Source organism: Dyella sp. 05T440 (assembly GCF_056395965.1).
In genome coordinates, this window is the sequence record NZ_JBFTKN010000010.1 from 129,029 (window position 1) to 154,898 (window position 25,870).

The 25,870-nt window shown below is 64.0% G+C and carries 26 protein-coding genes; 18 read left to right on the forward strand and 8 right to left on the reverse strand.

The window, feature by feature from the left end; all coding sequences use genetic code 11:
- Positions 1 to 26: 26 nt before the first annotated feature.
- On the reverse strand, positions 27 to 1,169 hold the full coding sequence (locus AC1DE1_RS14315) for a phospholipase A (RefSeq protein WP_477176341.1): 1,143 nt from the start codon (positions 1,167 to 1,169) through the stop codon (positions 27 to 29).
- Between the two features lie 136 nt (positions 1,170 to 1,305).
- The gene (locus AC1DE1_RS14320) at positions 1,306 to 1,950 is read right to left on the reverse strand and encodes a hypothetical protein (protein ID WP_477179118.1); all 645 of its coding nucleotides are present in this window, start codon (positions 1,948 to 1,950) and stop codon (positions 1,306 to 1,308) included.
- Positions 1,951 to 1,961: 11 nt separating this feature from the next.
- Between AC1DE1_RS14320 and AC1DE1_RS14325 the strand changes: the two genes are divergently transcribed.
- Positions 1,962 to 3,191: a winged helix-turn-helix domain-containing protein gene (locus tag AC1DE1_RS14325; RefSeq protein ID WP_477176343.1), complete on the forward strand. Its 1,230-nt coding sequence runs from the start codon at positions 1,962 to 1,964 to the stop codon at positions 3,189 to 3,191.
- Between the two features lie 3 nt (positions 3,192 to 3,194).
- Here the strand turns inward: AC1DE1_RS14325 and AC1DE1_RS14330 are convergent, their stop codons facing one another.
- Entirely contained in the window at positions 3,195 to 3,674 is a 480-nt protein-coding gene (locus AC1DE1_RS14330; RefSeq protein WP_477176344.1) for a hypothetical protein, read from the reverse strand.
- A gap of 338 nt (positions 3,675 to 4,012) precedes the next feature.
- On the opposite strand from AC1DE1_RS14330, the gene AC1DE1_RS14335 reads away from it, so the two are divergent.
- From AC1DE1_RS14335 to AC1DE1_RS14360, 6 genes are all read left to right on the forward strand, one after another.
- Positions 4,013 to 4,222 carry a cold-shock protein gene (locus AC1DE1_RS14335; protein ID WP_038616297.1) on the forward strand — a complete coding sequence of 70 codons (210 nt, stop codon included), beginning with the start codon at positions 4,013 to 4,015 and terminating at the stop codon, positions 4,220 to 4,222.
- A gap of 302 nt (positions 4,223 to 4,524) precedes the next feature.
- Positions 4,525 to 4,734, forward strand: a complete 210-nt coding sequence (locus tag AC1DE1_RS14340) for a cold-shock protein (RefSeq protein ID WP_019465668.1) — start codon at positions 4,525 to 4,527, stop codon at positions 4,732 to 4,734.
- Between the two features lie 123 nt (positions 4,735 to 4,857).
- Positions 4,858 to 5,754, forward strand: a complete 897-nt coding sequence (locus tag AC1DE1_RS14345; RefSeq protein ID WP_477176345.1) for an alpha/beta hydrolase family protein — start codon at positions 4,858 to 4,860, stop codon at positions 5,752 to 5,754.
- A 53-nt stretch (positions 5,755 to 5,807) separates the two neighbouring features.
- Positions 5,808 to 6,866, forward strand: coding sequence for an NADH:flavin oxidoreductase/NADH oxidase (locus tag AC1DE1_RS14350; RefSeq protein WP_477179119.1), 1,059 nt, complete (start codon positions 5,808 to 5,810; stop codon positions 6,864 to 6,866).
- Between the two features lie 9 nt (positions 6,867 to 6,875).
- Positions 6,876 to 7,748 (forward strand): pirin family protein, encoded by an 873-nt coding sequence (locus AC1DE1_RS14355; protein WP_477176346.1) that lies wholly within the window; start codon positions 6,876 to 6,878, stop codon positions 7,746 to 7,748.
- Between the two features lie 79 nt (positions 7,749 to 7,827).
- Positions 7,828 to 8,130: an Mpo1-like protein gene (locus AC1DE1_RS14360; protein WP_477176347.1), complete on the forward strand. Its 303-nt coding sequence runs from the start codon at positions 7,828 to 7,830 to the stop codon at positions 8,128 to 8,130.
- Between the two features lie 111 nt (positions 8,131 to 8,241).
- On the opposite strand, the gene AC1DE1_RS14365 is transcribed toward AC1DE1_RS14360, so the two are convergent.
- Positions 8,242 to 8,631 (reverse strand): cytochrome c, encoded by a 390-nt coding sequence (locus AC1DE1_RS14365; RefSeq protein WP_477176348.1) that lies wholly within the window; start codon positions 8,629 to 8,631, stop codon positions 8,242 to 8,244.
- Positions 8,632 to 8,743: 112 nt separating this feature from the next.
- On the opposite strand from AC1DE1_RS14365, the gene AC1DE1_RS14370 reads away from it, so the two are divergent.
- Positions 8,744 to 9,592, forward strand: coding sequence for a tRNA threonylcarbamoyladenosine dehydratase (locus AC1DE1_RS14370; protein WP_441605130.1), 849 nt, complete (start codon positions 8,744 to 8,746; stop codon positions 9,590 to 9,592).
- Positions 9,593 to 10,175: 583 nt separating this feature from the next.
- On the opposite strand, the gene phbB is transcribed toward AC1DE1_RS14370, so the two are convergent.
- Entirely contained in the window at positions 10,176 to 10,916 is a 741-nt protein-coding gene (gene phbB, locus AC1DE1_RS14375) for an acetoacetyl-CoA reductase (RefSeq protein WP_441605131.1), read from the reverse strand.
- Positions 10,917 to 11,071: 155 nt separating this feature from the next.
- Entirely contained in the window at positions 11,072 to 11,932 is an 861-nt protein-coding gene (gene gluQRS / locus AC1DE1_RS14380) for a tRNA glutamyl-Q(34) synthetase GluQRS (RefSeq protein WP_477176349.1), read from the reverse strand.
- A gap of 204 nt (positions 11,933 to 12,136) precedes the next feature.
- Here gluQRS and htpX point away from each other — a divergent pair, with 204 nt between their 5' ends.
- The 6 genes from htpX to AC1DE1_RS14410 all read left to right on the forward strand — a co-directional run bounded on the left by htpX (position 12,137) and on the right by AC1DE1_RS14410 (position 17,822).
- The gene (gene htpX, locus AC1DE1_RS14385; protein WP_441605133.1) at positions 12,137 to 13,036 is read left to right on the forward strand and encodes a protease HtpX; all 900 of its coding nucleotides are present in this window, start codon (positions 12,137 to 12,139) and stop codon (positions 13,034 to 13,036) included.
- Positions 13,037 to 13,137: 101 nt separating this feature from the next.
- Entirely contained in the window at positions 13,138 to 15,009 is a 1,872-nt protein-coding gene (gene htpG, locus AC1DE1_RS14390) for a molecular chaperone HtpG (protein ID WP_477176350.1), read from the forward strand.
- Between the two features lie 126 nt (positions 15,010 to 15,135).
- The gene (locus AC1DE1_RS14395) at positions 15,136 to 16,038 is read left to right on the forward strand and encodes an AEC family transporter (protein WP_477176351.1); all 903 of its coding nucleotides are present in this window, start codon (positions 15,136 to 15,138) and stop codon (positions 16,036 to 16,038) included.
- Between the two features lie 9 nt (positions 16,039 to 16,047).
- Positions 16,048 to 16,404, forward strand: coding sequence for a nuclear transport factor 2 family protein (locus AC1DE1_RS14400; RefSeq protein ID WP_477176352.1), 357 nt, complete (start codon positions 16,048 to 16,050; stop codon positions 16,402 to 16,404).
- A 332-nt stretch (positions 16,405 to 16,736) separates the two neighbouring features.
- Entirely contained in the window at positions 16,737 to 17,135 is a 399-nt protein-coding gene (locus AC1DE1_RS14405) for an RNA-binding S4 domain-containing protein (protein WP_441605192.1), read from the forward strand.
- Positions 17,136 to 17,249: 114 nt separating this feature from the next.
- Positions 17,250 to 17,822 (forward strand): response regulator, encoded by a 573-nt coding sequence (locus tag AC1DE1_RS14410; protein WP_477176353.1) that lies wholly within the window; start codon positions 17,250 to 17,252, stop codon positions 17,820 to 17,822.
- Positions 17,823 to 17,891: 69 nt separating this feature from the next.
- Here the strand turns inward: AC1DE1_RS14410 and AC1DE1_RS14415 are convergent, their stop codons facing one another.
- On the reverse strand, positions 17,892 to 19,334 hold the full coding sequence (locus AC1DE1_RS14415; protein WP_477176354.1) for a catalase: 1,443 nt from the start codon (positions 19,332 to 19,334) through the stop codon (positions 17,892 to 17,894).
- Positions 19,335 to 19,579: 245 nt separating this feature from the next.
- On the opposite strand from AC1DE1_RS14415, the gene AC1DE1_RS14420 reads away from it, so the two are divergent.
- Positions 19,580 to 19,831: a hypothetical protein gene (locus AC1DE1_RS14420; protein WP_441605139.1), complete on the forward strand. Its 252-nt coding sequence runs from the start codon at positions 19,580 to 19,582 to the stop codon at positions 19,829 to 19,831.
- A gap of 53 nt (positions 19,832 to 19,884) precedes the next feature.
- Here AC1DE1_RS14420 and mutS read toward each other — a convergent pair whose 3' ends face one another.
- The gene (gene mutS / locus AC1DE1_RS14425; protein WP_477176355.1) at positions 19,885 to 22,464 is read right to left on the reverse strand and encodes a DNA mismatch repair protein MutS; all 2,580 of its coding nucleotides are present in this window, start codon (positions 22,462 to 22,464) and stop codon (positions 19,885 to 19,887) included.
- A 206-nt stretch (positions 22,465 to 22,670) separates the two neighbouring features.
- Here mutS and AC1DE1_RS14430 point away from each other — a divergent pair, with 206 nt between their 5' ends.
- From AC1DE1_RS14430 to AC1DE1_RS14440, 3 genes are all read left to right on the forward strand, one after another.
- Positions 22,671 to 24,068, forward strand: a complete 1,398-nt coding sequence (locus tag AC1DE1_RS14430; protein ID WP_477176356.1) for an amidohydrolase family protein — start codon at positions 22,671 to 22,673, stop codon at positions 24,066 to 24,068.
- On the forward strand, positions 24,055 to 25,197 hold the full coding sequence (locus AC1DE1_RS14435) for a dipeptidase (RefSeq protein WP_477179120.1): 1,143 nt from the start codon (positions 24,055 to 24,057) through the stop codon (positions 25,195 to 25,197). Before AC1DE1_RS14430 ends, AC1DE1_RS14435 begins: the two co-directional genes overlap by 14 nt.
- A 107-nt stretch (positions 25,198 to 25,304) precedes the next feature.
- Positions 25,305 to 25,811, forward strand: coding sequence for a CinA family protein (locus AC1DE1_RS14440; protein WP_441605143.1), 507 nt, complete (start codon positions 25,305 to 25,307; stop codon positions 25,809 to 25,811).
- The last annotated feature ends 59 nt before the right edge of the window (positions 25,812 to 25,870 follow it).

Below are 25,870 nucleotides of genomic sequence, written 5' to 3' on the forward strand. Positions count from 1 at the left end.
ACCCACCGTGCGCGGCTTTTTTGTTTTTAGTACCAGTCCAGCAGCGATACGCCGATGCCGAGGTAAGTGGCATTGTGGTTGTAGTCGATCATGCTTTCGCCGTAGCCCTTGAACAGTTCCATGTAGCCGCGCAGATTGCCGGCCACCGGGAAGGACCAGGTGAACTGCGCCGCGCCGTGGCTCTCGCTGCCGGCGCGCAAGGAATGGCGCAGCATCAGGCCGAATTCCTGGCCCTGCCATTCGTGGATGATCTGCATATCCGCGCGACCCATGTAGTTGTCGATGTCCGGGTTGTTGTCGTCCGGACCGCCTTCGGGGATGCGCCACCATGGCCGGAACATGATGGTCCAGCCGGGCCGCTCGAATCCGGCGTAGCCCATCACGCGATTCCAGCTGCGCGACAGCGGATCGGATTGTCCGTTGGATTGATGATCGAGGCCGATGCCGAGCAGTCTGCCGTCCCACCCGGCGAGCTGGTAGTTCGTGTTGAACATCAGCATGACTTCGGGTTCGTAATCGGTCTCGCGGAAGGGGCGCGATTCCTTTTCGTTGTAGACCTGCCAACGCGAGGACTGGGTAAACGCGGCCCACACATCGCCTTGGTCACCGAACACACCCTGCCAGATCTTGGTCTTCAGGCTGATCTGGAACTTGCTCTCGATGTTGTCCACCTGCTGAGGCTCGGTGACCGTGTTGAGCGGATTGGGGCTGCTCGGTTCCCTGTTCTGGTTGCTGCTGGCGAAGAAGGGCAGCACCACGATTGGTTTGTAGCCGCGCAGATTGAAGGTGCCGAGCTTGCTCTCGGGCGACAGCTCCCAGCGGCTGTCGAGCAGCGAGAGCGGCTTTACGTCCGAGGCGGCCTGTGCGCTGTCGGCGCCCGCGGCCTGGGGATTAGTGCTCGCCACGCGCGCCGCTTCATGACCGAAAGCATTGTTCGAGGGGCTCGTCGACGTGGCCGGCGCCGGTGCCTGTGCAGCAGCGTCGCTCTTCTTCTGCGCGGCCGGAAGATTGTCGCGTCCGGTGGCGCGGTCGTAGCAAGCCAGTCGCTGTGCATCCGTCTCGATGGCGGTGCAGGCGCGGATGTCCATCGGACTGGGATTCTGCGCATGCGCAGCGAGGGAAGGCAGGCCAAGCGTGAGCGAGACGGCTGCCAGGGAAGTGAGTCGCATCGTGAGGCTCCATCCTGGGCGGGCATGCGATCAGGAGCGCAGCGCCGGGGGAGTGCCTGAATACCAGCGGCTTCCTGTATCGCATATGACGACGCGGGCCGCCGTTGCCGACGACCCGCGTCCGAACTGCCTCATCTTACCGGTTGTTGCTTAACCAAGCCTCGTACTGAGCTTTGCTCACGCGGCCGGCGTGGCCCTTGTCCACATAGATCCAGTCATTGGCCAGCAGCGGATAGGCCGAAGCATCGCTTTCGGAAATGTACTTCTTGCCATTGGCCAGCTGCTCAAAGCTCGGCGCCGGACCTGCGTTCACCGGCGGAACGCTGGAGTTGATTGTCACCGGCTGATTACCGCTGGCGGTCTGGGCCTGCGTACCGCCCGGCGGTGGCGGAGGCGTCGGCTGCGTTGCAGGTATGACCTGCGTCGGCGGCGGAGGCGTCGGTTGTGTGGGCATCGGTTGCGCAGGCATCGTTTGTGCCGGCGATGGCGGCGGGGGCGGAGGCGTCGGCATGGTCTGGTCTTGCGCCAACACCGTGCCCGCCAGCATCAGCGAACCGGCGGTAACAAGAGCGATCAGAGGTGTGCGGGATTTCATCGTCGTGACTCCATGCCAGAATGCGTGGCTCGTGAACGGATGCGCGCGATGGGGCAGTGATGGATTGCAATGTCGCGCTGCATGTCCTTCGCGCTGCATACAAACTAACAAAGCACGGCTAAATGCCGCCTCAACACAGGCATCGTGATCACGTGAAGTCATCGTTACCGTTGTCGGTTCCTTCATCCGCCTCACACATGGCGTTGAATCTGACGCAGGCAAGGCGTCTTCACCTGGCGGCGCAGGGTCTGCTCAGCAAGCCGAAATCGCGGGCCAAGCCCATGCATGTGGTCGATGCGATAACGCGCATGCGTCTGCTGCAGATCGACAGCATCCATGTCGTCGCTCGCAGTCCTTATCTCGTGCTGCATTCGCGCCTGGGTGACTACGACCCGCAATGGCTGGAAGATGCGCTCGATAACGGACGTATTGCCGAATGCTGGGCGCACGAAGCGTGCTTCGTGCCGTCGGCGGATCTCGCACTTCATCAGGCCTGGCGCAGGCAGCGCGCGATGCATTGGGCTTACAAGCACGCCGATCGCATGCATCGCGAACATCGCGAGGGCATGGATGCGCTGTTGGCGCGCATACGCGACAACGGTGCCGCGCGCGCGGCGGATTTCGAAAGCGAGACCAAGGGCGCTGGCGGCTGGTGGTCGTGGAAACCTGAAAAGCGCTGGCTGGAAGCGTGGTTTGCGCTGGGCGACTTGATGGTGACGCGACGGGAGCGTTTCCAGCGTGTCTATGATCTTGAGGAACGCGTGCTGGCGAAACTCGATCCGCCATTGGATCGCGCGCTGCTAGCACTCGATCACGAGGCCTTGCGTCGCCGCTTCATCCTCGACAGCGTGCGCGCGCTGGGCGTGACGCAGGCGCGCTGGATCGCGGATTACTACCGCTTGAAACCCGCGGTGACGGACAAGGAGCTTGCGCCGCTGGTGGCCGAAGGCGAGCTGTTGATGGTCCAGGTGGCCGATTGGAATGTGCCTGCCTACGTGCATCCCGATCATGCTGCCGCGCTCGCGCAGGCAGCGGCGGGCCAGCTGCGCGCGACGCACACGACGTTGCTGTCGCCGTTCGATCCGGTGGTATGGGATCGTGCGCGTGCCGAGGCCTTGTTCGGTTTCGAATACACCATCGAGTGTTATGTGCCGGCGCCCAAGCGGCGCTATGGCTACTACGTGCTGCCCATTCTTCATCGCGGCCAATTGATCGGCCGGCTGGATGCGAAGGCACATCGTCGCGAGGGCGTGTTCGAGGTCAAGGCCTTATTCCTTGAGCCCGATGTCGAGGCGACCCCACGCTTGCTTGAGGAAGTCGCCAACGCCATCCGGGCCATGGCCCAGTGGCACGCCACGCCCAAGGTAAAAATCGCACGCAGTCGGCCGGCTTCTGTCGCTGCCGCACTGCGTGCGCTTTTGCGCTAAAGCTCAGTGCGCGCTGCTGCCCGCCGCCGGAGAGACCGGTGCGCACGCCTTGCCTTGCAGCGTTTCGCGCAGCTGCTTGGCCAGCGCCGTGCACCGAGCGCCCAGTTGCGGACGCGTATTGGGGTCTACCGAATCCTGCAGCAGGCTGGTGCGCATGTCCTGATAGCGCGACTGCAACTGGTCGGGCGTATAGACGCCGGCGACGGCATGGCAGGAGACATAGCTGGCCAGGTAGTCGTCACAGGCAGGAATACCCGTGCTGTTGGGCAGCGGTTTGCCACCGGAGGTGGTCACAGTGCCAGTACGGGGTTTAGTCGTGCCCGTCGTCGCGCCAGCCGTTCCCGTTGCGTGGCTGGCCGGTTGGGCCGTCGTGGTGTGGGTGGAGGTCGTGGCGCGCGTCTGGGGCTTATCGGAACAGCCGCCGAGTATCACGCCGCCGGCGACAAGGGCGAGCAGGGCGAGGCGGTGGTGGCGAAACATCATGGAGCTACTCCTGCGCGAGGGATGCGGGTTGAGCGGGTCGCTCTGCCCATCCAAGGGACGAGATGAAATGCGAAGATGGCGTGAAAATCAAACACCGTTTTGTAAGACCTAACGGTTATTCATTCAGGTTTTGAGGCATGGAACCAGTCGCAATACAGCCTGGGAGCGGTTATGATGCACTCACTGTGTTTGCTGGGGTCACCAGAGTTTTGTGACCCGATGCCGCTGATCTCGATCTAGCCTCATCGCCTCACCCCTAGGGTTTCCTTGCACACCAGTAAGCCGGCCTGCACATGTCGTGCGGGCTGAGTCTGTTCAAATCCTACGGAGTGATTTACATGTCTGATCGTCAGATCGGTACCGTCAAGTGGTTCAACGACGCCAAGGGCTTCGGCTTCATCAGCCGTGACAACGGCCCGGACGTCTTCGTGCATTTCCGCGCGATCCAGGGCAATGGCTTCAAGAGCCTGCAGGAAGGCCAGAAGGTCTCCTTCAAGGTCGTGCAGGGTCAGAAGGGCCTGCAGGCCGACGAAGTGATCCCGCAGTAATAAGCTAGCGGTATTAGGCGGTTTCAAACGCCAAAGAAAAAGCCAGGCAGCAATGCCTGGCTTTTTTGTTTTATTCGCAAATGTCATTGAAATGTGAAAATCAAAAGCAGTGATTAAAGCCATTCACTTGCATTAAAGAAATCCGTTATGCTGGATTCACTGTGGTTGCTCGGTCACGTGCGTGCCCGATGCGCGACTCTTGATGAGTCCACATCGCTACACCCCGATCCCTGCATGCGCAGTAAGCCGTCGGCCAAAGGGGGGGCTGACTTGTCTCAGCATCGAGTTGATCGGAGTGAGTCATGTCGGATCGTGAAGTTGGCACTGTGAAATGGTTCAACGACGCCAAGGGCTTTGGTTTCATCAGCCGTGAAAGCGGCCCGGATGTCTTCGTGCATTTTCGGGCGATTAGCGGTTCAGGTTTCCGTAGCCTGAAAGAGGGGCAAAAGGTGAGTTTCAAGGTGGTGCAGGGGCAGAAAGGTCTGCAAGCCGATGAAGTGGCGCCCGCCTGAGTTCATCAAAGCATTACTGCATGAAGAAAAGGCCGGCGCTCGCCGGCCTTTTCTTTGCCGCGACTTTTTAGTCGCACGTGAATTGGCGTAGCCTTCATCGCTTCCCTGCGACGCGTGCCAAGAATGTCCGCCACTTCTTTCGTTTCCGCCGCACTGCCTCCCTGCGATGTGCTCCCCGTTATCTCGGCCGACGGTGCGCGATCGGAACTGCTATTGCAGCGTCCCGCCACTGAGGCGACCCAGGTGATCTACTGGCTGCCGGCCCTGGGCGTGGCGGCCAAGCATTACCTGCCACTGGCGCAGGGGCTGGCGGAGCGTGGTATAGCAGTGGCCATCCACGAATGGCGCGGCATCGGTTCCAGTAACAAGCGGGCCGATCGGCACGAGGACTGGGGCTATCGACAACTGCTGGAAGACGACCTGCCCGCCGGCATGGCCGTCCTGCGCGCCTCGCTGCCCTCGACGCGCCTGACGCTGGGCGGCCACAGCCTGGGCGGACAGATGGCCGCCCTCGACGCGAGCCTGCATCCGAAGGAGGTGGCAGGACTGCTGGTCGTGGCGAGCGGGGCGCCGTATTGGCGTCAGTTTCCTTTGGCGCCTCTGCTGTGGCTGGCCTATGCGTTGGCGCCGTGGCTGGCGCGCTTGGTCGGCCATTTGCCGGGACGTCGGATCGGCTTCGGCGGCAACGAGGCGCGGCAGCTGATCGACGACTGGGCGCGCACGGGTCGTACAGGCCGCTACGCCGCTGCGGGCATGCCGGTCGATTTCGAAGCGCTGTTGGGCAAGCTCGAGCTGCCGATACTGGGATTGCGCATGCATGACGACTGGCTGGTGCCGCAGGCCTCGCTGTCATGGTTGCTCGGGAAAATGCCGCGCAGTCCGAACACTCAGCAAGTAATCACGGCCGGCGACCTGGGCAACGACAAGGCCGATCACTTCGGCTGGATGAAGATGCCCGACGCCATCGCCGCACACATTGCTCAGTGGTTCCAGGCGCAACCTGGCGACTCGGGTACTTGAACCGGGCGTTGAGTGCCGGCATGTGTGGCAGATCCCTCTCCCAGAGCAGGCCGATGAAACTCTTCACCCCGTTCACCCAACGCAGCGTGTCGCTGCGCAACCGCCTCGTCATTGCACCGATGTGCGAATACTCCGCCACCGATGGCTTGCCCAACGATTGGCACTTCGTACATCTGGGCAGCCGCGCGGTGGGCGGCGCCGGTCTGCTGATCACCGAAGCTACCGCGATTTCACCCGAGGGCCGCATTTCTGCCGGCGATGTGGGCATCTGGAACGAAGCCCAGCAGCACGCTTGGCAGCCGATCATCGCCTTCATCAAGGCGCAAGGCGCCGTCGCCGGCGTGCAGCTGGCCCATGCGGGACGCAAGGCCAGTTCGATGCGTCCGTGGGAGGGTGGCGGTCCGCTGGCTGCCGATGCGGGTGCCTGGCAGACCGTGGCGCCATCGGCCATACCGTTCGATCAGCATTGGCACGTGCCGCTGGCGCTCGATCGTGCCGGCATTGCCAAGGTGATTGCCGACTTCCGCGCCGCGGCTGAGCGCGCGCCCGCGGCCGGCTTCCAGCTGATCGAGCTGCATGGCGCGCACGGCTATCTGCTGCATCAGTTCCTTTCGCCGCTGAGCAACCATCGCACCGACGAATACGGCGGCAGTTTCGAGAACCGCACGCGCCTGGTGCGCGAAGTGATCACGGCCGTGCGCGAAGTTTGGCCCGAACATCTGCCGCTGTGGCTGCGCGTTTCCGCCACGGACTGGAGCGAAGGCGGCTGGGATGTCGAGCAGACCGTGCAACTTGCGCGCGAGGTGAAGTCGATGGGCGTGGACCTGATCGATGTGTCCAGCGGCGGCCTGATCCCGCACGTGAAGATTCCGCTGTCGCCCGGTTACCAGGTTCCGTTTGCGGCGCGCGTGCGTCACGATGCGGGCATCGCGACGGGCGCCGTGGGTCTCATCACCGAATCCACACACGCGGCGCGCATCATCGACGAAGGATCGGCCGACGTGGTCTTGATTGCGCGCGAAAGCCTGCGCGATCCGTATTTCCCGCGTCGTGCCGCACAGGAACTGGGCGTGACGATCAGCGCGCCGGAACAATACCAGCGCGCCTGGTAAGGAGACACCATGGAACAGCAACCGATCTTGATCGAGGGACGCGTGCACGACCTGGGCGACGGCTTCAACGTGCGTCGCCTGCTGCCGGTCTTGCAGGCGCGCCACGTGGGCCCGTTCGTGTTTTTCGATTACATGGGCCCGGTGACCTTTCTCGACGACAAGGGCATGGACGTGCGGCCGCATCCGCATATCGGTCTGGCCACCGTGACGTGGTTGTTCGATGGCGTGATCCGCCACCGCGACAGCCTCGGCAGCATTGCCGATATCCGCCCGGGCGAAGTGAACTGGATGACCTCTGGCCGCGGCATCGTGCATTCCGAGCGCACCCCGCCGGAAGCACGCGGCGGCGGATTTCGCACGCATGGCATCCAGGTCTGGGTGGCGCTGCCGCAGAAGGACGCCGAGGTCGAGCCGGAGTTTCATCACCACGGCGCCGATGAACTGCCGCGCTTGTCTCTGCCCGGAGTTGAGTTGGTGCTGATTGCGGGCACCGGTTACGGCAAGGAGTCGCCCGTCAAAGTGTTTGCTCCGATGTTCTTCATCGAGGCGACGCTGGAAGAGGGCGCCGAACTGCCCTGGCCGGAACAGCACGTGGAACGCGGTGTCTGCGTGGTCGACGGCGAAGTGGAATGGGACGGCGTCAGCGTCGTGCCCATGCATGCCGCCGTGCAGACCGGCCCGGATTCGCCGCCGCTGCGTGCGCGCACCAAGAGTCGCGTGATGCTGTTTGGCGGTGCGCCGCTGGATGGCGAGCGCCACCTGTGGTGGAACTTCGTGGCCAGCACGCGCGAGCGCATCGAGCAGGCCAAGGCCGACTGGGCGGCACAGCGCATGGGCAAGGTGGTGGGCGACGAAGAGGAGTTCATCCCGCTGCCGGCGTGATGCGCCGCATGCTGCATGCGCGCATGCATCGGCTGGCAGGGCGGTTTACGCTGAGCAGGAATCATCCAGGGCGATCCGCATGGCCGGCTATTCCAGCTTCCGCGAGTTCTATCCGTTCTATCTCAACGAGCACAGCAATGTGCAGTGCCGCCGCATGCATTTCGTTGGCAGCACGCTGGTGCTGGCGGTGCTCGTCACCGCCATCGTCACCGGCAATGGTTGGTGGCTGCTACTGGCCCCGGTGGCAGGCTATGGCTTTGCGTGGATCGGTCACTACGTGTTCGAGAAGAACCGCCCGGCCACCTTCACCCACCCGCTGTACAGCCTGCTCGGCGATTGGGTGATGTACTGGCAGATCCTGCGCGGCAAGGTAAAGATCTGATCGGACGGAATCTTGTTCTTGTGGGAGCGCACCCTGTGCGCGACTGGAACGCACGCCATCGGTCAGGCTCAGTCGCGCACAGGGTGCGCTCCCACAGAAAACCGCCGCGATCTAGCGATACTGCTGATGGCACGACTGGCAGGTTTCACCAATGGGCTTGATCGCCTTCGCCAGCGCCGCGCAATCGGCAGGCGCCGCCTGCAGGGCCGCCTGAGTCTTCTCGCGCAGCTTGGCTTCCTCGTCCTTGAACGGTTGATCGACGCCCGGGAAGGCCTCATCCAGGTCGGACTGGGTTTCCAGCAGGCGGGAAAGATGCCGCTGCACCTGCGCGGCGTCGCACTTCTGCGTTTTCACGGCGGCGCTGAGCGCGCCGGCATGGTGGGACATCAGGGTCATCACCGTATGCGAGAACGGTTCGTGCTCGTGCAGCGCGTTCATGGCGAAAACGGTGCCGACGATGCCAATGACCAGGCCGAGCACGAGCAGTAGGGCGGAACGCATGGGGTGGATCCCTGTGGGCGCAGAGTGAAGCCGCCAGCATAACGGCAGCCCTGCAGCGGCGGACAGTTCCCGATAAAATGCGTCACTTCAAGGTGTTGTCATGGCTCCAACGATGCAGACCGAAATCGCCGCTCCGGTGGCAGACCCCATCACACCGCCCGCCGATGAGGCGGGTGTGGCGTTTCCGCGCGAGCGCTTCGCCGGCGTGGAGCGCCTGTATGGCGTGGGCAGCCTCGACCGGCTGATGCACAGTCACGTTTGCGTGATCGGCATCGGCGGCGTGGGCTCATGGGCCGCCGAGGCGCTGGCGCGCACGGGTGTGGGCCATCTCACGCTGATCGACGCGGACGAGATCTGTGTCTCCAACACCAATCGCCAGCTGCATGCGCTGGATGGCCAGTTCGGCAAGTCCAAAGTGAAGGTGATCGAGGAGCGCCTGCGTGCGATCAATCCGGCCATCAAGATCGACGCGATCGAACGTTTCCTCACGACGTCCACGCTCGATGAACTGCTCGATCGCGGCTACGACGTGGTGCTCGATGCCTGCGACGCCTTCCGCGTGAAGCTGGAGGCAATTGCGTGGTGTCGTCGCCGCAAGCTGCCGATGGTGACGGTGGGGTCCGCGGGTGGGCGCACTGATCCGACGCAGATCCGCGTGCGCGATCTGTCGCGTACGGAGCACGACGCGATGTTCAGTCTGATCCGCAAGAAGCTTCGGCAGGATTTCAATTTTCCCAAGAATCCAGATCGCTACTTTGGTGTGTCGGCGGTGTATTCGCTGCAGAACGTGCAGTATCCGCAGCCGGATGGGACGGTGTGTGGGACGCGGCCGCCGGTGGCGGATGGGACGGAGGCTTTGAATCTGGCGTGTGGTGGTGGGTTGGGTGCTGCTACGCATGTCACCGGCGCGTTCGCTTTTGCGGCGGTGGGGCGGGTGATGGAGAGGCTGCTGGGCAGCTAAGTCTTTATCGCTGCGCCTTTCTTTTTAGTTCGTCATCCCGGCGCAGGCCGGAGGCGCTTTTCAACAGCCGAAGGCTGGTCATCCAGAGCCTCGGTTTCTGGTTGTCGCGTTTGGGCCAGGGTGCCGCCTACGCGGCGGGCGTTTCGAACGGCTGCCGCCGCTCGAGTCACTTTTCTTTTGCTGGCCCAAGAGATCCCACGGGACTAGCTTCGCGTCGAAAGTAACCCAAAGAAAATGGCCTGATAACGCCCGCAGCATCGTGCTGGGATAAGCCCGAACGCTCGAGGCGCGCCGTCGTGGGACAACCTCCGAGGGTACACAGGGGATACTTCAAAGCGTTGCGCAACGCGCCCGAATCCCTGAGGACTTAAAGCGGGGCCACGCTGCGCATCGGCTATCGGCTATCGGGTTTCGCGGTGCACGCCACTTCTCCCTCTCCCCTGCGGGGAGAGGGCTGGGGTGAGGGGCGGGTGCTCGCGGGGAGGCATCGACTGAGCGAGCTTTGATCTGGTTCTTCAAACCAACCTTCTCAGCACGGGCGTTTATCTTCAATCCGCCCGTGGGGAAGATGGTGTGGGGCTAATCACCACCCCATGTAATGCCCACCATTGATCGACAAATTCGCGCCCGTAATCCACGCCGCCTCTTCGCCGGTCAGAAACGCCACGGCATGCGCAATTTCCTCAGGCTTGCCGAGGCGCCCGACGGGAATCTGCGCGACGATCTTTTCGCGCACCTCTTCAGGCACGGCCATCACCATGTCGGTGCCTACATAACCCGGCGAGACGGTGTTGACGGTGATGCCGAATTTGGCATTTTCCTGCGCCAGCGAAATGGTGAAGCCGTGCATGCCTGCCTTGGCGGCGGCGTAGTTGGCCTGGCCGTACTGGCCCTTCTGGCCGTTGATGGAGCTGATCTGGACGATGCGGCCCCACTTGTTGTGGCGCATGCTTTCGATCACCGGGCGGGTGACGTTGAAGCAGGCGTTGAGGTTGGTGTTGACCACTTCCATCCACTGCGGATAGGTCATCTTGTGGAAGGTGGTGTCACGCGTGATGCCGGCGTTGTTGACCAGGATTTCCACCGGGCCCATCGCGCTCTCGATGATGCGCACCATCGCTTCGCAGGAATCGGGATCTTTCACGTCGCCCGGCACCAGCAGTACTTCGATGCCTTCCTTCGCCATCATTTCCTTCATGGCTTCGGCTTTGGACTGGTCACGATAGTTGGTGGCGACCCGGTGTCCCTGGCGCCCGAGGTAGCGAATGATGGCCGTACCGATACCGCCCGTGCCGCCAGTGACCAATGCCGTGCGTTGCGTCATGCCTGTTCTCCAAGGATGCGAGTGACCATTCAACCCCGATCGTGCAACCGGGACGCTGCCATGTCTACCACGCCATACGTGGCAAATCGTCTACGCAGAGTACGCCGACTTGCGCTTCTGTGTGGCAGTTGGACGATGAATGCGTCGACGGCCGTTTAAGCTGCCGCGCGTTCGCTGCAGTGCGGTAGTCGATCTGGCGTGAAACTGGCGAGGGCATGGGCAAGCAGGGCCGAAGGCTCACGTGCCGCCGGCGCCACCGGCAGATCCAGAAAAGCCAGCGCGCGGCGCAGTGCGGGCAGCGGGTCGGTAGGGTCCACTGGATGGGCGCGCTCGGACTTGGACAGCTTGCGGCCGTCGTCATCCAGGGCCAGCGGCAGATGCAGGTATCCGGGCGTCGGAAGCTTCAGGCAGCCCTGCAGGAAGATCTGCCGCGGCGTCGAGTCCAGCAAATCGTTGCCGCGCACCACCTGGGTGATGCCCTGGTGAGCGTCATCGACCACGCAGGCGAGCTGGTAGGCGTAGTAGCCCTCCACTCTGCGTATCACGAAGTCGCCTGCGGCCAGGCGGAGATTCTGGGACTGCGGGCCCTGCAAGGCATCGACAAAATCGAGCTCGATATCCGGCACGCGCAGACGCCAGGCCGGGGTTCGGCCTTCCATGGGCGGCGCCAGGCAGTGGCCGTCCAGATGCAGGCCGCCCGCGAGATCGTTGCGGCTGCACCAGCAAGGGAAGACGAGATCGGCCGCCTTGAGCCGCTCGAACGCTGCGTCATAGGCCGCCTGGCGGTGGGACTGGAACAGGGCGGGCGCGTCGGCCACCAGCCCGAAGGCGGGCAGGGCCGCCAGGATGCTTTCGGCCGAACCGGGCATCTCCCGCGGCGGATCGATGTCTTCCACCCGCAGCAACCACGCGCCACCGGCGTGGCGGGCGCACAACCAGCTGCCCACGGCAGCCACGAGGGAACCGAAATGCATGTGGCCGGTCGGAGAAGGGGCGAATCGTCCGCGGTAGTTCATCGGGCCATTTTACGGGCCGTCGATGGCCCGCAGGAACGCTTGGCGCGCGGTCGGCGAGTGGGTCCTTAGCTGACGCGCAGTTGAAAGCTGGACGACTGATATGAAGATTCCCGACTCACGGCCCTTGAAACCGCAAGAATTCGCCACGATCCTTTCACAGCGGCGAAAGTCGCATCCCCTTTCATGACTGCCCGAGAGACAGCCATGCGTCGCATCGCATTGTTCCTGCTTACCAATATCGCCGTCCTTTTCCTGCTGAGCATCGTCTGCCGCCTGTTCGGCATCGATCAGTGGGCTGCCGCCCGTGGTTACGGTGGCATGGGTGGATTGCTGCTCTACGCCGCGGTCTTCGGCATGGGCGGCGCTTTCATCTCGCTGGCCATGTCCAAGTGGATGGCGAAGATGTCCACCGGCGCCCGCGTGATCGAGCAGCCGCAGAACGAAGCCGAGCGCTGGCTGCTGGACACCGTGCGCCGCCACGCCCAGGCGGCCGGCATCGGCATGCCCGAGGTGGCGATCTACGACGCACCGGAAATGAACGCGTTCGCCACCGGCATGACCAAAAACAGCTCGCTGGTGGCGGTGAGCACCGGCCTGCTGCAGCAGATGGACCGCGAGCAGGTCTCCGCCGTACTCGGTCACGAGATCGGCCATGTGGCCAACGGCGACATGGTCACGCTTACCCTCATCCAGGGCGTGGTGAACACCCTGGTGATCGTCGCGGCTCGGGTAGTCGGCCGCCTGGTGGACAGCTGGATGTCCGGCGGTCGCGACCGCGAGGGTGGCGGCGGCATCGGCTACTTCGTGTCGGTGCTGGTGCTGCAACTGGTGTTCGGCCTGTTCGCCTCGATGATCGTGGCGGCCTTCTCGCGCTGGCGCGAATTCCGCGCCGACGCCGCCGGCGCCAAGTTTGCAGGCCGCGGCGCGATGATTTCCGCCCTGCAGCGCCTGCAGGTGCAGCACGGCGAGAGCACGCTGCCGCAGACGATTGCCGCGTTCGGCATCTCCGGTCCCCTGGCGATGGGCTTCAAGCGGCTGTTCATGAGCCACCCGCCGCTGGAAGAGCGCATTGCCGCCTTGCAGAATCCTTCGGCCAACGCCTGAATTCACCCGCTTTCCCACGCAGAGCGGGCATCATAAGGGGCCGATTCGTCGGCCCCTTCGCTTGTTACTCCTTCGACTGACCTTTGCATGAGTCTCTCCGCATGACCACTACCGCGCCCGAAACCCGCAAATTCGAAGCCGAAGTGGCCCAGGTCCTGCACCTGGTCACGCATTCGCTCTATTCGCACAAGGAGATCTTCCTGCGCGAATTGATCTCCAACGCCTCCGATGCCTGCGACAAGCTGCGCTTCGAATCGATCGCCAATCCTGACCTGCTCAGCGGTGACGGCGAGCTGCAGATCCATGTGAGCTGGGACCCGCAGGCACGCACCGTGACCGTGCGCGACAACGGCGTCGGCATGAGCCGCGATGAAGTGGTGGCCAACATCGGCACCATCGCCAGCTCGGGCACGCGCCGTTTCCTGGAGGCGATGAGCGCCGAGCATAAGACCGACGCCCGCCTGATCGGCCAGTTCGGCGTGGGCTTTTACTCCTCGTTCGTGGTGGCCGATCGCGTCACCGTGCTGAGTCGCCGCGCCGACCTGCCGGCAAGCGAAGGCGTGAAGTGGGAGAGCGACGGCAAGGGCGAATACAGCCTGGCCCAGGTCGATCTGCCCGAGCGCGGCACCGCGGTGATCCTGCATCTGAAGGCCGACGAGGACGAGTTCCTCAAGGGCTGGGAGCTGCGTTCGCTGATTCGCAAATATTCCGACCACGTGGCTTTCCCGATCCGCTGCCCCAAGGACGAGGACGGCAAGCCGGGCGACGAATGGGAGACCGTCAACGACGCCTCGGCGCTGTGGGCCAAGCCACGCAACGAGATTTCCGACGAGGATTACCAGAGCTTCTACAAGTCGCTCGGCCACGATTTCAACGATGCGCTGGCCTGGACGCACAACCGCGTCGAGGGCAGCCAGAGCTTCACCACGCTGTTGTACATCCCCGAGCAACCTCCGTTTGATCTGATGATGGGCGGCCGCGACGAGCGCAAGGGCCTCAAGCTCTACATCAAGCGCGTCTTCATCATGGATGCGGCCGAAGAACTGCTGCCCAACTACCTGCGCTTCGTGCGAGGCGTGGTGGATGCAGACGACCTGCCGCTCAACGTCAGCCGCGAAATTCTCCAGCACAATCGCCAGCTGGAGCGTATCCGTGCGGCCTGCGTGAAGCGCGTGCTCGACTTGCTGGAAAAGCTCTCGCGCGATGAGCCGGAGAAGTTCGCCACCTTCTACAAGGCCTTCGGCAATACGCTGAAGGAAGGCATTGCCGAAGATCCCGCCAATCGCGAACGCATCGCCAAATTGCTGCGCTTTGCCTCCACCAAGGGTGATGGCGCCGCGCAGACCGTATCGCTCGACGACTATATCGGCCGCATGCCGCTCACCCAGGACACCATCTGGTACATCACCGCCGATAGCTACACCGCCGCCATCGGCAGCCCGCAGCTGGAAGCATTCAAGGCCAAGGGCATCGAAGTGCTGCTGATGTCCGACCGCATCGACGAATGGATGCTCAACAGCCTCACCGAATACAGCGGCAAGAAGCTGCGCAACGTGGCCAAGGGCGAACTGCCGCTGGACGAGGCGGACAAGAAGCAGCAGGAAGAGGCGAGCAAGGCAGCCGAGCCGCTGGTGCTCAAGCTGAAGGAGTTGCTGGGCGACCGCGTCGGCGACGTGCGCGTGTCGGCGCGCCTCACCGATTCGCCCTCGTGTCTGGCCTTGTCCGACTACGAGATGGCACCGCATCTGGCACGCCTGCTGCGCGAGGCGGGTCACGACGTGCCGCTGGCCAAGCCGACGCTGGAAGTGAATCCGCACCATCCCTTGCTCAAGCGCGTGGAGAACGAGAGCGATCCGGCCAAGTCCGCCGATCTCGCCAACCTGCTGCTTGACCAGGCCGAGATTTCTGCGGGCGCGCAGTTGCCGGATCCGGCAGCGTTTGTGCAGCGTTTGAATCGCCTGATCGCGGGGTGACGATCTAGGGCTCGTCATGCCGGCCTGGGCCGGCATGACGATGGGGTGGCGTGGCGTTGTTCGACTTCACCAAGCCTCCCAACAAACGGCCGCTATACTGCGGCCGTTTCGTTTTCCAGGAAGCCCATGGGCGCGTTGCTACTGTTGTTCACCTGCCTTTTGCTTGGCGTACTGGTCGCGCGTTTCGCCCGAACGCCGGCCGGCCTCGTCCATGGCATCAACTGGTGGGTGATCAATATCGCGCTGCCGGCGCTGGTACTGGCGCTGGTGCCCAAGGTGAAGGTGGACACGCAGCTATGGTTTCCCGTGGCGTCCATGTGGGTGACCTTCTTTGGCGCGTGGCTGCTGTTCGCCGTGCTCGGGAAAATCCTGGGCTGGTCGCGCGAACGCATCGGCGCCCTCACGCTGGTTTGCGGCCTGGGCAATACCTCGTTCATGGGCTATCCGATGATGCAGGCCTTGCACGGCAAGGAGGGCCTGGCACTCGCCGTGGTGGCCGATCAGCTCGGTTGTTTTCCTTTGCTGGCCTCGGTCGGCGTGGCGGTGGCGTCGCTGTATGCGGGCCGATCGCCGCAGCCGGCCGTGATTGCGCGTCGCATCCTCACCTTCCCGTCTTTCCTGGCCCTGGTGCTCGCCGCGATCGTCGGCGCGCTGGGTGGCTGGCCGCCGATCGTCGATGAGGTCCTGCTGCCCGTAGGCGCCACGCTGACGCCGCTGGCGCTGTTCTCGGTGGGTTTGCAGATCAAGTTCCACCTGGGCGAGCGCCAGCTGCCGCCGTTGCTGCTGGGTCTGGGTTGGAAGCTGCTGCTCGCGCCCATCGCAGCCTTGTTGCTGGGCATGACGGCGGGCGTCGGTGGCCTTACGCTGACCGTGGGCGTGTTGCAGGCGGGCATGGCGCCGATGATTTCCGCGGCGATTCTTGCCGACGAGTACAAGCTGGAACCGTCGCTCGCCAACACCTTGCTGGGTGCCGGCATCGTGTTGTCGCTGATCACCATACCGCTGGGCAATCTGCTGCTGGGCAGCTGAGGAACGCGCATGGATCTCGCCGCGCATTTGCTGGATCTGGAGACACAGCTGCATCGACAGGACGTGCGTGCCGATGAGGCGGCGCTGCGGCAGCTGATCGCCGAAGACTTCTTCGAGTTCGGTGTCTCGGGCACGGTGTGGACACGTGATGCGGTCGTAGAAGCGCTGCGCGGTGAATCGTTTTCGCCGCGTGAGGTCAGCGATTTTCGGCTGACGATGCTGGCTGCGGATGTGGCCTTGGTGACCTACCGTGGGCATCGCTTCGCCACGCCGCAGCGCCCGGCGTCGGATTCGCTGCGCAGCTCGATCTGGCGCCTGCGTGATGGCCAGTGGCAGATGCTCTTCCACCAAGGCACCCCCTTGTAGGAGCGCACTTGTGCGCGACCGCAGCGTTTCGGTGTAGCTCAGTCCTGAAGGCTTTCGCGAAAGGCTGTCGCGCACAGGGTGCGCTCCCACAGAGGGCGCGGGTGATTGGGGGCGCCCGGTGCGCGACCGCGGCGCTTCGGTTTACCTCAGTCCTTGATGTCCGCGCGAAAGGCTGTCGCGCACTACAAAAAAGGCTGCGTGGCTGGTTGTAGGAGCGCACTTGGGCGCGACCGCAGCGCTTCGGTTTAGCTCAGTCCTGGATGTCCGCGCGAAAGGCTGTCGCGCACAAGGTGCGCTCCTACAAGGGGACCGGATGCGCGATAATTGAGGGCATGTCACGGCCCGAATCTTCTTCTGCAGCCCCTCTACGCGCCGATGTGTGGCTCTGGGCGGCGCGCTTCTACAAGACCCGCAGCCTTGCCAAGCAGGCCATCGAAGGTGGCAGGATCGACCTCAACGACGGCAGCTGCAAACCCGCCAAGGCGGTGCATGTGGGCGACGTGTTCCGCATCAATCGGGGCGAGGAGCGGCTGGAAGTGGAAGTTCTGGCGCTCTCCGAGAAACGAGGCCCCGCTCTGGTCGCGCAGGCGCTCTATCGCGAAAGCGAGGCCAGCATCGCCGCGCGCGAGGCGGCGAAGGCTCAGCGTAAGTTACTGGGCACCATGGCTCCTCCAGGGCGTCCGGATAAGCAGGCACGTCGAGAATTGCGACGGCTTAAGGATTCCATGTGAGTCACCCATCTCAGAACGCAGCGCCGTTCTGGGTAAGCATGTCCTCCAAGGAAAGCTGCGCGGGCGCGTGGTTTTCTCTTAGAAATAAGCAGTGGGAGGGCGACAATGGCGGGCATGGGATTCCTGAAGCGACTGCTTTCGAGCGCAACGCCGGGGCAGGTCGAGCAGACGTGGCGCAAGACCACGCATGGGGCACGAATACTGGTGGTGGACGATTCGGCGACGATACGCGCCGTGCTCGGCCGCATGCTGGAGGTGGAAGGTTACGAGGTGGTGCGTGCGGCCGACGGCGAAACTGCGCTGGAGATGGCGCGTGCCGAGCCACCGGCGATGATCTTTCTGGATATCGTGCTGCCGGGCATGAATGGCTTTGCCGTGTTGCGCGCGCTGCGCCACGACCCGGCCACGCAGCACGTGCCGATCGTGATGATCAGCGGCAACCAGCAGGCGACCGAGCAGTTCTACGTGCAGCGCTTTGGCGCGGACGATTTCATCAGCAAGCCGTTCGGTCAGGCGGAAGTCGCGCGCAGCATCGATCGCCTGGTGGGCTTCGGGCGGCTGTCCGCACGCGAAGCGGCCAAGGTGGTGTCCTTGCCGGTGTCGGTGCCGGTGGAAACCATTCCAGCCTTGCTGGCCAATGCCACGGACGAACCGGTCCTGGTGACGGTGCCCGAAATGGCGGCCTGAGCGTTCTCTTCGTAGGCGAAACAGAGGGCGGCGCTCGCAAGAGACGCCGCCTTCGTTTTTTCCAGCAGCTTAGAGCGTGATGCCAACCGCCTTGGCGACGCCTTCGCCATAGGCCGGATCGGCCTTGCTGAAGTGGGCGATCTGACGACGGATGATTACCTCCGGCACACCGCGCATCGACGCGGCGATATTGCCGAATAGTTGTTTCTTTTGATCCGGACTCATCAAGCGGAACAGATCGCCCGGCTGCGTATAGTCGTCAATGCCGTCGCGATCGATGTAGCGATCCGCATCGCCGGAGATGGCCAGCGGCGGCTCCTGCACCGACTTGTCTTCGACCGGGCCATGGAACGAGTTCGGCTCGTAATTCACGCTGCCGCCACCGTTGCCGCCGAAGCGCATCTGGCCGTCGCGGTAGTAGTTGTGCACCGGGCAGCGCGGGCGATTGATTTCCAGCGCTTCGTGATTGGTGCCCAGGCGATGACGTGCCGTATCCGCGTAAGAGAAGATGCGAAATTGCAGCATCTTGTCCGGGCTAAAGCCGATGCCGGGAATCACATTGGCCGGCGAGAAGCTCGATTGCTCCACTTCGGCGAAGTAGTTGTCCGGATTGCGATTGAGCTCGAGCACGCCCACTTCGATCAGCGGATAGTCCTTGTGCGGCCATACCTTGGTGAGGTCGAACGGGTTGTACGGCGTGTTCTGCGCCTCGGCTTCGGGCATCACCTGCACGTACATCGTCCACTTCGGGAAGTCCTTGCGCTCGATCGCTTCGTAAAGGTCGCGCTGGTGCGACTCGCGATCGCGTCCGATCACGCCGGCTGCCTTGTCGTTGGTCCAGTTCTCGATGCCTTGCTGGGTCTTGAAGTGGAACTTCACCCAAAAGCGCTCGCCCAGGTCGTTCCAGAAACTAAAGCTGTGGCTGCCGAAGCCATGCATATGACGCAGCGTCGCCGGCAGGCCGCGATCGCTCATCAGGATGGTGACCTGGTGCAGCGACTCGGGCGACAGCGACCAGAAATCCCACATGGCGGTGGGGCTGCGCAAATTGGTCCGCGGGTGGCGTTTCTGGGTATGGATGAAATCGGGAAACTTGTATGGATCGCGCACGAAGAATATCGGCGTGTTGTTGCCAACCAGATCCCAGTTGCCTTCTTCGGTGTAGAACTTGATGGCGAAACCACGCACGTCGCGCTCGGCATCCGCGGCGCCGCGCTCGCCTGCCACGGTGGAGAAGCGCAGGAACAACGGCGTCTTCGTGCCGGGCTTGAACAACTTGGCGCGGGTGTACTTGGTGATGTCGTGCGTGATGGTCAGCGTGCCGTGCGCTGCGGAGCCGACGGCGTGCACCACGCGTTCGGGAATGCGCTCGCGATTGAACTGCGCGTGCTTCTCGAACAGCTGGTGGTCCTGCACCAGCAGCGGGCCGCGGGGACCGGCGGTCAAGGCGTTCTGGTTATCGGGGACGGCTGCACCGGATGAGGTGGTGAGGGTCTTGCGGCGGTCGGTCATGCGTGGCTCCTTGCACGTGGGTGAATGGCTGCGTGCACCCGACTCTAGGTAGCTGCTCCCATTTGTGGAATTCGATAGTTTTGATGTCGCCCATAGCTGCGGCCTATGGAGAGAGGCTCGTGCCGTGTACCCGCTGGCTTGGACATTGAAGCAGGGCGACCGATGACGTTGCATCACGGCTTTCACGCACACACCACCATGCCTGTCTGACGATGCCTGCCTCTTGATCCCAGCGGAGAGTCGTCGTGGCAGAGCACATCCAGGAAGGCGACATGGTTTTCGTGGCCGACGGCGAAGATGGCATCGGCTCGGTACGCCGGCTGCTGGCAGGCGGCCATGCACTGCTGGTCTATATCGAGAACGGCGGCGACTTCGAGATACCGGTGAGCGCCGTGCGCGCCGTGCATTCAGGCAAGGTCGTGCTCGACCTCGATCATTTGCCGACGCCGGTGCTCGAAGCGATCGGCAACGCCCGCAAGTCGGAATATCCGCACTAGATCCGGCTGTGTGATATCGACTCGCTCTCCTGCGAGCCGATGTCCGCTGCCTCTCAGGCCAGCGACTTGAGCCGATAAAGCGCTTCCAGCGCCTCGCGCGGCGTCATCGCATCGGGATCGATGCCTTCCAGCGCACGTTCAACCACCGACGGCGCCGCGGCGAACAAGCCCATCTGTGGCGACTCCTGAGCAGGCGTCTTGGTTTCCGTCGCCGAGGCGTGCTGATACATGCCGCGTTCCAGCTCAGCCAGCGTGCGCCGCGCGTCGGCGATCACCGACTTGGGCAGGCCGGCGAGCGCGGCCACCTGCAAGCCGAAGCTGCGATTGGCAGGGCCTTCCTTCACCGCGTGCATGAACACCAGCTGCTCGCCGTATTCCACCGCGTCCAGATGCACGTTGGCGATCGTGGCGTATTCGTTGGCCAGCTCGGTCAACTCGAAATAGTGCGTGGCGAACAGCGTGTACGAGCGGCTGCTGGCGGCCAGATGCACTGCCGCCGCGCGTGCGAGCGCCAGGCCGTCATACGTGCTGGTGCCGCGGCCCACTTCATCCATCAGTACCAGGCTGTGCTCGGTGGCATTGTGCAGGATGTTGGCGGTTTCGCTCATTTCCACCATGAAAGTGGACTGGCCGCGTGACAAGTCGTCGCCCGCGCCGATACGCGTGAACACACGATCGATAGTGCCGATCACCGCACGCGACGCAGGCACGTAGCTGCCGATATGCGCCAGCAGCACGATCAGCGCGTTCTGGCGCATATAGGTCGACTTACCGCCCATGTTCGGGCCGGTGATCACCAGCATGCGACGGCTGTCGTCCAGCATCAGGTCGTTCGGTTCGAACGGTTCTTCGCGTACTTTCTCCACCACCGGATGGCGGCCGCGCTCGATCGCGATGCCGGGCTCGTCGGTGAGTTCGGGCGCGCTCCAGTCCAGTGCCATGGCGCGCTCGGCGAGCGTGGCCACCACGTCCAGTTCGGCCATGGCGGAGGCGGCGCTCTTGAGTGGCTCCAGTTGCGCGGTCAAGGTATCGAGCAGCGCTTCGTACAGCGCGCGCTCGCGCATCAGCGAGCGTTCCTTGGCCGAGAGCACCTTGTCCTCGAAGTTCTTCAGTTCTTCGGTGATATAGCGCTCGGCGTTCTTGGTGGTCTGGCGACGCGTGTAATGCGTGGGCGCTTTGTCGGACTGGCCCTTGCTGATCTCGATGTAGTAGCCGTGCACACGGTTGTAGCCCACCTTCAGCGTGGTGATGCCGCTGGCGGCTTTCTCGCGTTCCTCCAGCTCGACCAGGTATTGGTCGGCATGGGTGGCTAGGCGCCGCAGTTCGTCGAGCTCCGCGTCGTAACCATCGGCGATGACGCCGCCGTCGCGCTGCAGGACGGGCGGTTGTTCCACCACGGCCCGGCCGAGCAGCGCTGCCGCGTCGGCGTGATCGCCGATGCGCTCGACCAGCGCATGCAGCAGCGGGCTGTCGAGCGGCGCGATCAACGCACGCAGCAAAGGTGCAGCGGCCAGGCCATCGCGCAGGGTGGACAGATCGCGCGGACGCGCCGAACGCAGCGCCACACGCGCCAGGATGCGTTCCAGGTCGCCGATGCCGCGCAACTGCTCGCGCAAGGGCTCGTGCTGGCGTTGATCGATCAGGCTGCCGATGGCCTGATGGCGTGCGCGCAACAGCTCGCGCGAACGCAGCGGGCGATTGAGCCAGCGGCGCATCAGGCGCGCGCCCATCGGGGTGACAGTTTCGTCGAGTACACCGAGCAAGGTGTGCTCGGTGCGCCCGCTGGGATGCGTATCCAGTTCCAGATTGCGGCGCGTGGCGGCGTCCAGCGCAATGGTGTCGCTGGCACGTTCCACCGACATGCCGGAGAGATGCGGCAGCGCGCTCTTCTGCGTTTCTTCCACATAGCCGAGCAGGCAGCCTGCGGCGGCAATCGCGAGCGGGAGCCGATCGACGCCGAAGCCGCCGAGATCGCGTGTGCCGAAGAAGCGGTTGAGTTCGCGCCTGGCGGCATCGCCGTCGAAGTGCCACGGCGGACGCTTGCGCAGGCCGGGCAGGGTGCTGACCAGTTTCGGCCACGCCACGTCCTCTCCGACCAGGGTTTCCGCCGGCTGCAGGCGCGCCAGTTCGGAAGCGAGCGCTTCGGCGCTGGGTACTTCGCTGAGCAGGAAACGGCCGCTGGCCAGATCCACCCAGGCCAGGCCATAGGCGCCGTGCGCGCCGGCGGCGATGGACATCAGCAGGTTGTCGCGGCGTTCTTCCAGCAGCGCGGCATCTGTCACCGTACCCGGCGTGACGATGCGCACCACCTTGCGTTCCACCGGACCCTTGGAGGTGGCCGGGTCGCCGATCTGCTCGCAGATCGCCACCGACTCGCCCAGCCGCACCAGGCGCGCCAGGTAATTCTCGGCCGCGTGGTAAGGCACACCAGCCATGGGGATCGGCTGGCCGCCGGACTGGCCGCGCTGGGTCAGCGTGATGTCCAGCAGCCGCGCGGCTTTGCGCGCGTCGTCATAGAACAGCTCGTAGAAATCGCCCATGCGAAAGAACAGCAGCACATCCGGGTGCGCCGCCTTGGCGCCCAGGTATTGGCGCATGAAGGGAGTGTGGCTTTCGAAATCCTGGGCGACCATAACGTGCTGTTCTGTCGGGCCTTAAGGTGAAACCGGCCGTGGAGGGAGGGCGCTGCGCGCCATATGAAAAATGCCCGCCAAGATAACCGAATTGGCCCGGCAAGTATCCCGCGAGACGCAGCGCGACTCCTGGGCTTGGCCGGCCGCCGACGCTTGCCGCGGGCGTCCTTGTGATGTGCGGAATCGGCTGTGTAGGATCGACCGCCATGCATAGACGCCCACGATCCGCGACTTCACTGGTGACAGCGCTGCTGGTCGCGCTGTCTGCGTCCACCGCGTTTGCCACCGACAAGCAGGCCAAGCCGTCGCCTGCCGATGCGCTGACGCTCTACGCCGGCGCCACCGTCATCGATGGCACGGGAGCGGCGCCACGTGCCGATCAGGACATCCTGGTGCGCGGCGAACGCATCCTGGCGGTGGGGCCGCACGGGTCGCTGGCGGAGGCGAAGGGCGCTACGGTGAAAACCGTCGACCTGCACGGCCGCTACGTGATCCCCGGCCTGATCGACAGCCACGTGCATATGGCCACGCCGCCCGATGCCAAGCGTGCACAGGCCATCCTGCGGCGCAATCTCTACGCCGGCGTCACCGCTGTGCGCGACATGGCAGACGATCTGCGCTCGGTCGGCGAGCTGGCCCGTCAGGCGCGTGCCGGCGAGATTCCCTCGCCCGACATCTACTACGCCGCCGTGATGGCCGGCCCGGAGTTCTTTGCCGATCCACGCGTGGCCGCCGCCAGCTACGGCGTCAAGCCGGGCACGAGCCCATGGATGCAGGCCATCGACGAGAAGACCGATCTGCGCGAAGCGGTGACGCTGGCGCGCGGTACATCGGCGACCGCCCTCAAGGTCTATGCCGACCTGCCGCCCGACCTGGTGAAGGCAATCACGGCTGAGGCGCATCGCCAGCACATGATGGTGTGGGCGCACAGCGCCGTGTTTCCCACGAGGCCGGTGGATGTGATCGACGCTGGTGTGGACGTGGTCAGCCACGCCTGCTACCAGGCATATCAACTCGAACCGGTGATGCTCAAGGCCTATGAGGATCACACGCCGTTCCACGAAAACCTGCTGGCCAAGGACGGCGACGATCCGGTGATGGCCGGTCTTTACCAGGACATGCTCAAGCACGGCACCATCCTCGACGCCACCGGCAGCCTGTTCGTGCGCTACGACGCCGAACGCAAGACGCATCCCGAGCGCAAGCCACTTCGCTGCACCGGACCGACCACCATCCGATTGGTCCGCCAGGCGTGGCAGGCGGGCGTGCCGATCTCGACCGGCACAGACAGCGACCCGGGTTTCAAAGACGTTTGGCCGTCCGTTTACGAGGAGATCTTTTTCCTCACCCACGACGTGGGCATGCCGCCGCTGCAGGCCATTCGTTCCGCGACGCTGATCGGCGCCGAAGCGGCCGGGCAGGCAAACGACATGGGTTCGATCGAGGCAGGCAAGCTGGCGAACTTCGCCGTGTTGTCAGCCGATCCGCTGAAGGACATCGGCAACCTGCGCAGCATCCGCATGACGGTAAAACGCGGCCATGTGTATCCGCGTGCCGACTATCGACCAGTGACCAAGGAAGAAATGGGCAATGACGACGATTGATCGGCGAACCTTCCTGACCGGCCTGAGCTGGGCTGCCGCCGCTTCCATGCTGCCGTGGGATGCGCGCGGCGCAGAGGCACCGCGTGCAACCGCGGCCGATGGCGGCATCATCATCAACGCGCTGGGTGGCCTGGGAGATCCCAATCGCGCGTCCGACGCATTGGTGCCCGAGCTCACCCCGCGCGTGCTGGCCGAAGCGCATGCATCAGGGCTGACGGCGGTCAACATCACCTTGGGTTATGTCTCGGGCCCCGACGATCCATTCGAGGCCAGCGTGCGCGATATCGCCGCCACCGATGCTCTGGTGCGCAAGCACGAGCGCGACGTGCTGAAGATACTCACTGCCGCCGACATTCGCCGCGCCAGGGCCGAGCACAAGATCGGCCTGATTTACGGCTTCCAGAACGGCGCCATGATGGGCAAGGACGCCACACGCGTCGACATCTTTTCGGACCTTGGCGTGCGCGTGTTCCAGCTCACCTATAACCCGGCCAACCAGCTGGGTGATGGCTCGATGGCGAAGGAAAACCGTGGACTGACGCCCTTCGGTCGCGAGGTAGTGGCGCGGCTCAATGCGTGTCATGTGATGGTCGATCTGTCGCACAGCGGCGAGCAGACCTGCCTCGAGGCCGCCCGCGTATCCACCGCGCCGATCTCGATCAATCACACCGGTTGCCGCGCGGTGACCGACCTGCCGCGCAACAAGACCGACGCTGAACTGAAACTGGTGGCGGAGCGGGGCGGCTTCATCGGCATCTATTTCATGCCCTTCGTCAACGCCTCGGGACACGCGCATGCCGAGGACGTGGTCGCCCATATCGACCACGCGGTGAACATCTGCGGCGAAGATCATGTGGGCATCGGCACCGACGGCTCGGTGACCCAGATCGATGATCTGCATGCCTATCAGGCGACGCTGGCCAAGGAGATCGCGCAGCGTCAGGCGGCCGGCATCAGCGCGGCGGGCGAGCGGCCGGATACTTATCCCTTCGTGGTCGACCTGCGCGGGCCGCAACAGTTCCACAAACTGGCGCAGCTGCTTGCCCAGAAGGGCTATTCGACGGGGCGCATCGAGAAGATCCTGGGCCTGAATTTCCTGCGCTACGCCGAGTTGGTCTGGGGCAGCTGAGCGCCTCCATCCTCCCGGACGGGCCAGCCCATCGATCCTTGGACTCTTGGCGCGGTGCCCCCATCGCGGTAGAAGAGTCCACTTCCGCCTGTCCCCCCGGAATCCCCATGAGCTTGTCTGTTCCCACTGATGCCGATCTCTATGCCCTGGCCGAACAGGTGGCCGCTGCGGCCCTCCAGCGGCGTCTGATGCTGGTCACCGCCGAGTCCTGCACCGGCGGCTGGGTCGCCAAGGCGCTCACCGACCTGTCGGGCAGCTCTGCCTGGTTCGACGCGGGTGTAGTCACCTATAGCTATGGGGCGAAGGAGGCCTTGCTCGGCGTCAATCCGCGCACGCTGGAGCGCACTGGCGCGGTCAGCGAGGAAACCGCGCTGGAAATGGTCTCGGGCGCGCTGGCCCGATTTGGCGCCGGCATGGCCGTAGCCGTCACCGGCATTGCCGGACCTACCGGCGGAACTCCGGAGAAACCCGTCGGCACCGTCTGGATCAGCTGGAAACGGCGCGGCGGCTACGCCCACGCCAGCCTCTTCCAGTTCGCCGGCGACCGCGAAGCGGTGCGCCGTCAGACCGTGGCCGCGGCGCTCAATGGCGTCATCAAGGCGCTGACGGACTGAGTCGAAAGCCGGCCACTGGGTCGCTTGACCGGTGTGGGATACTCGTCAGTCACAGATCG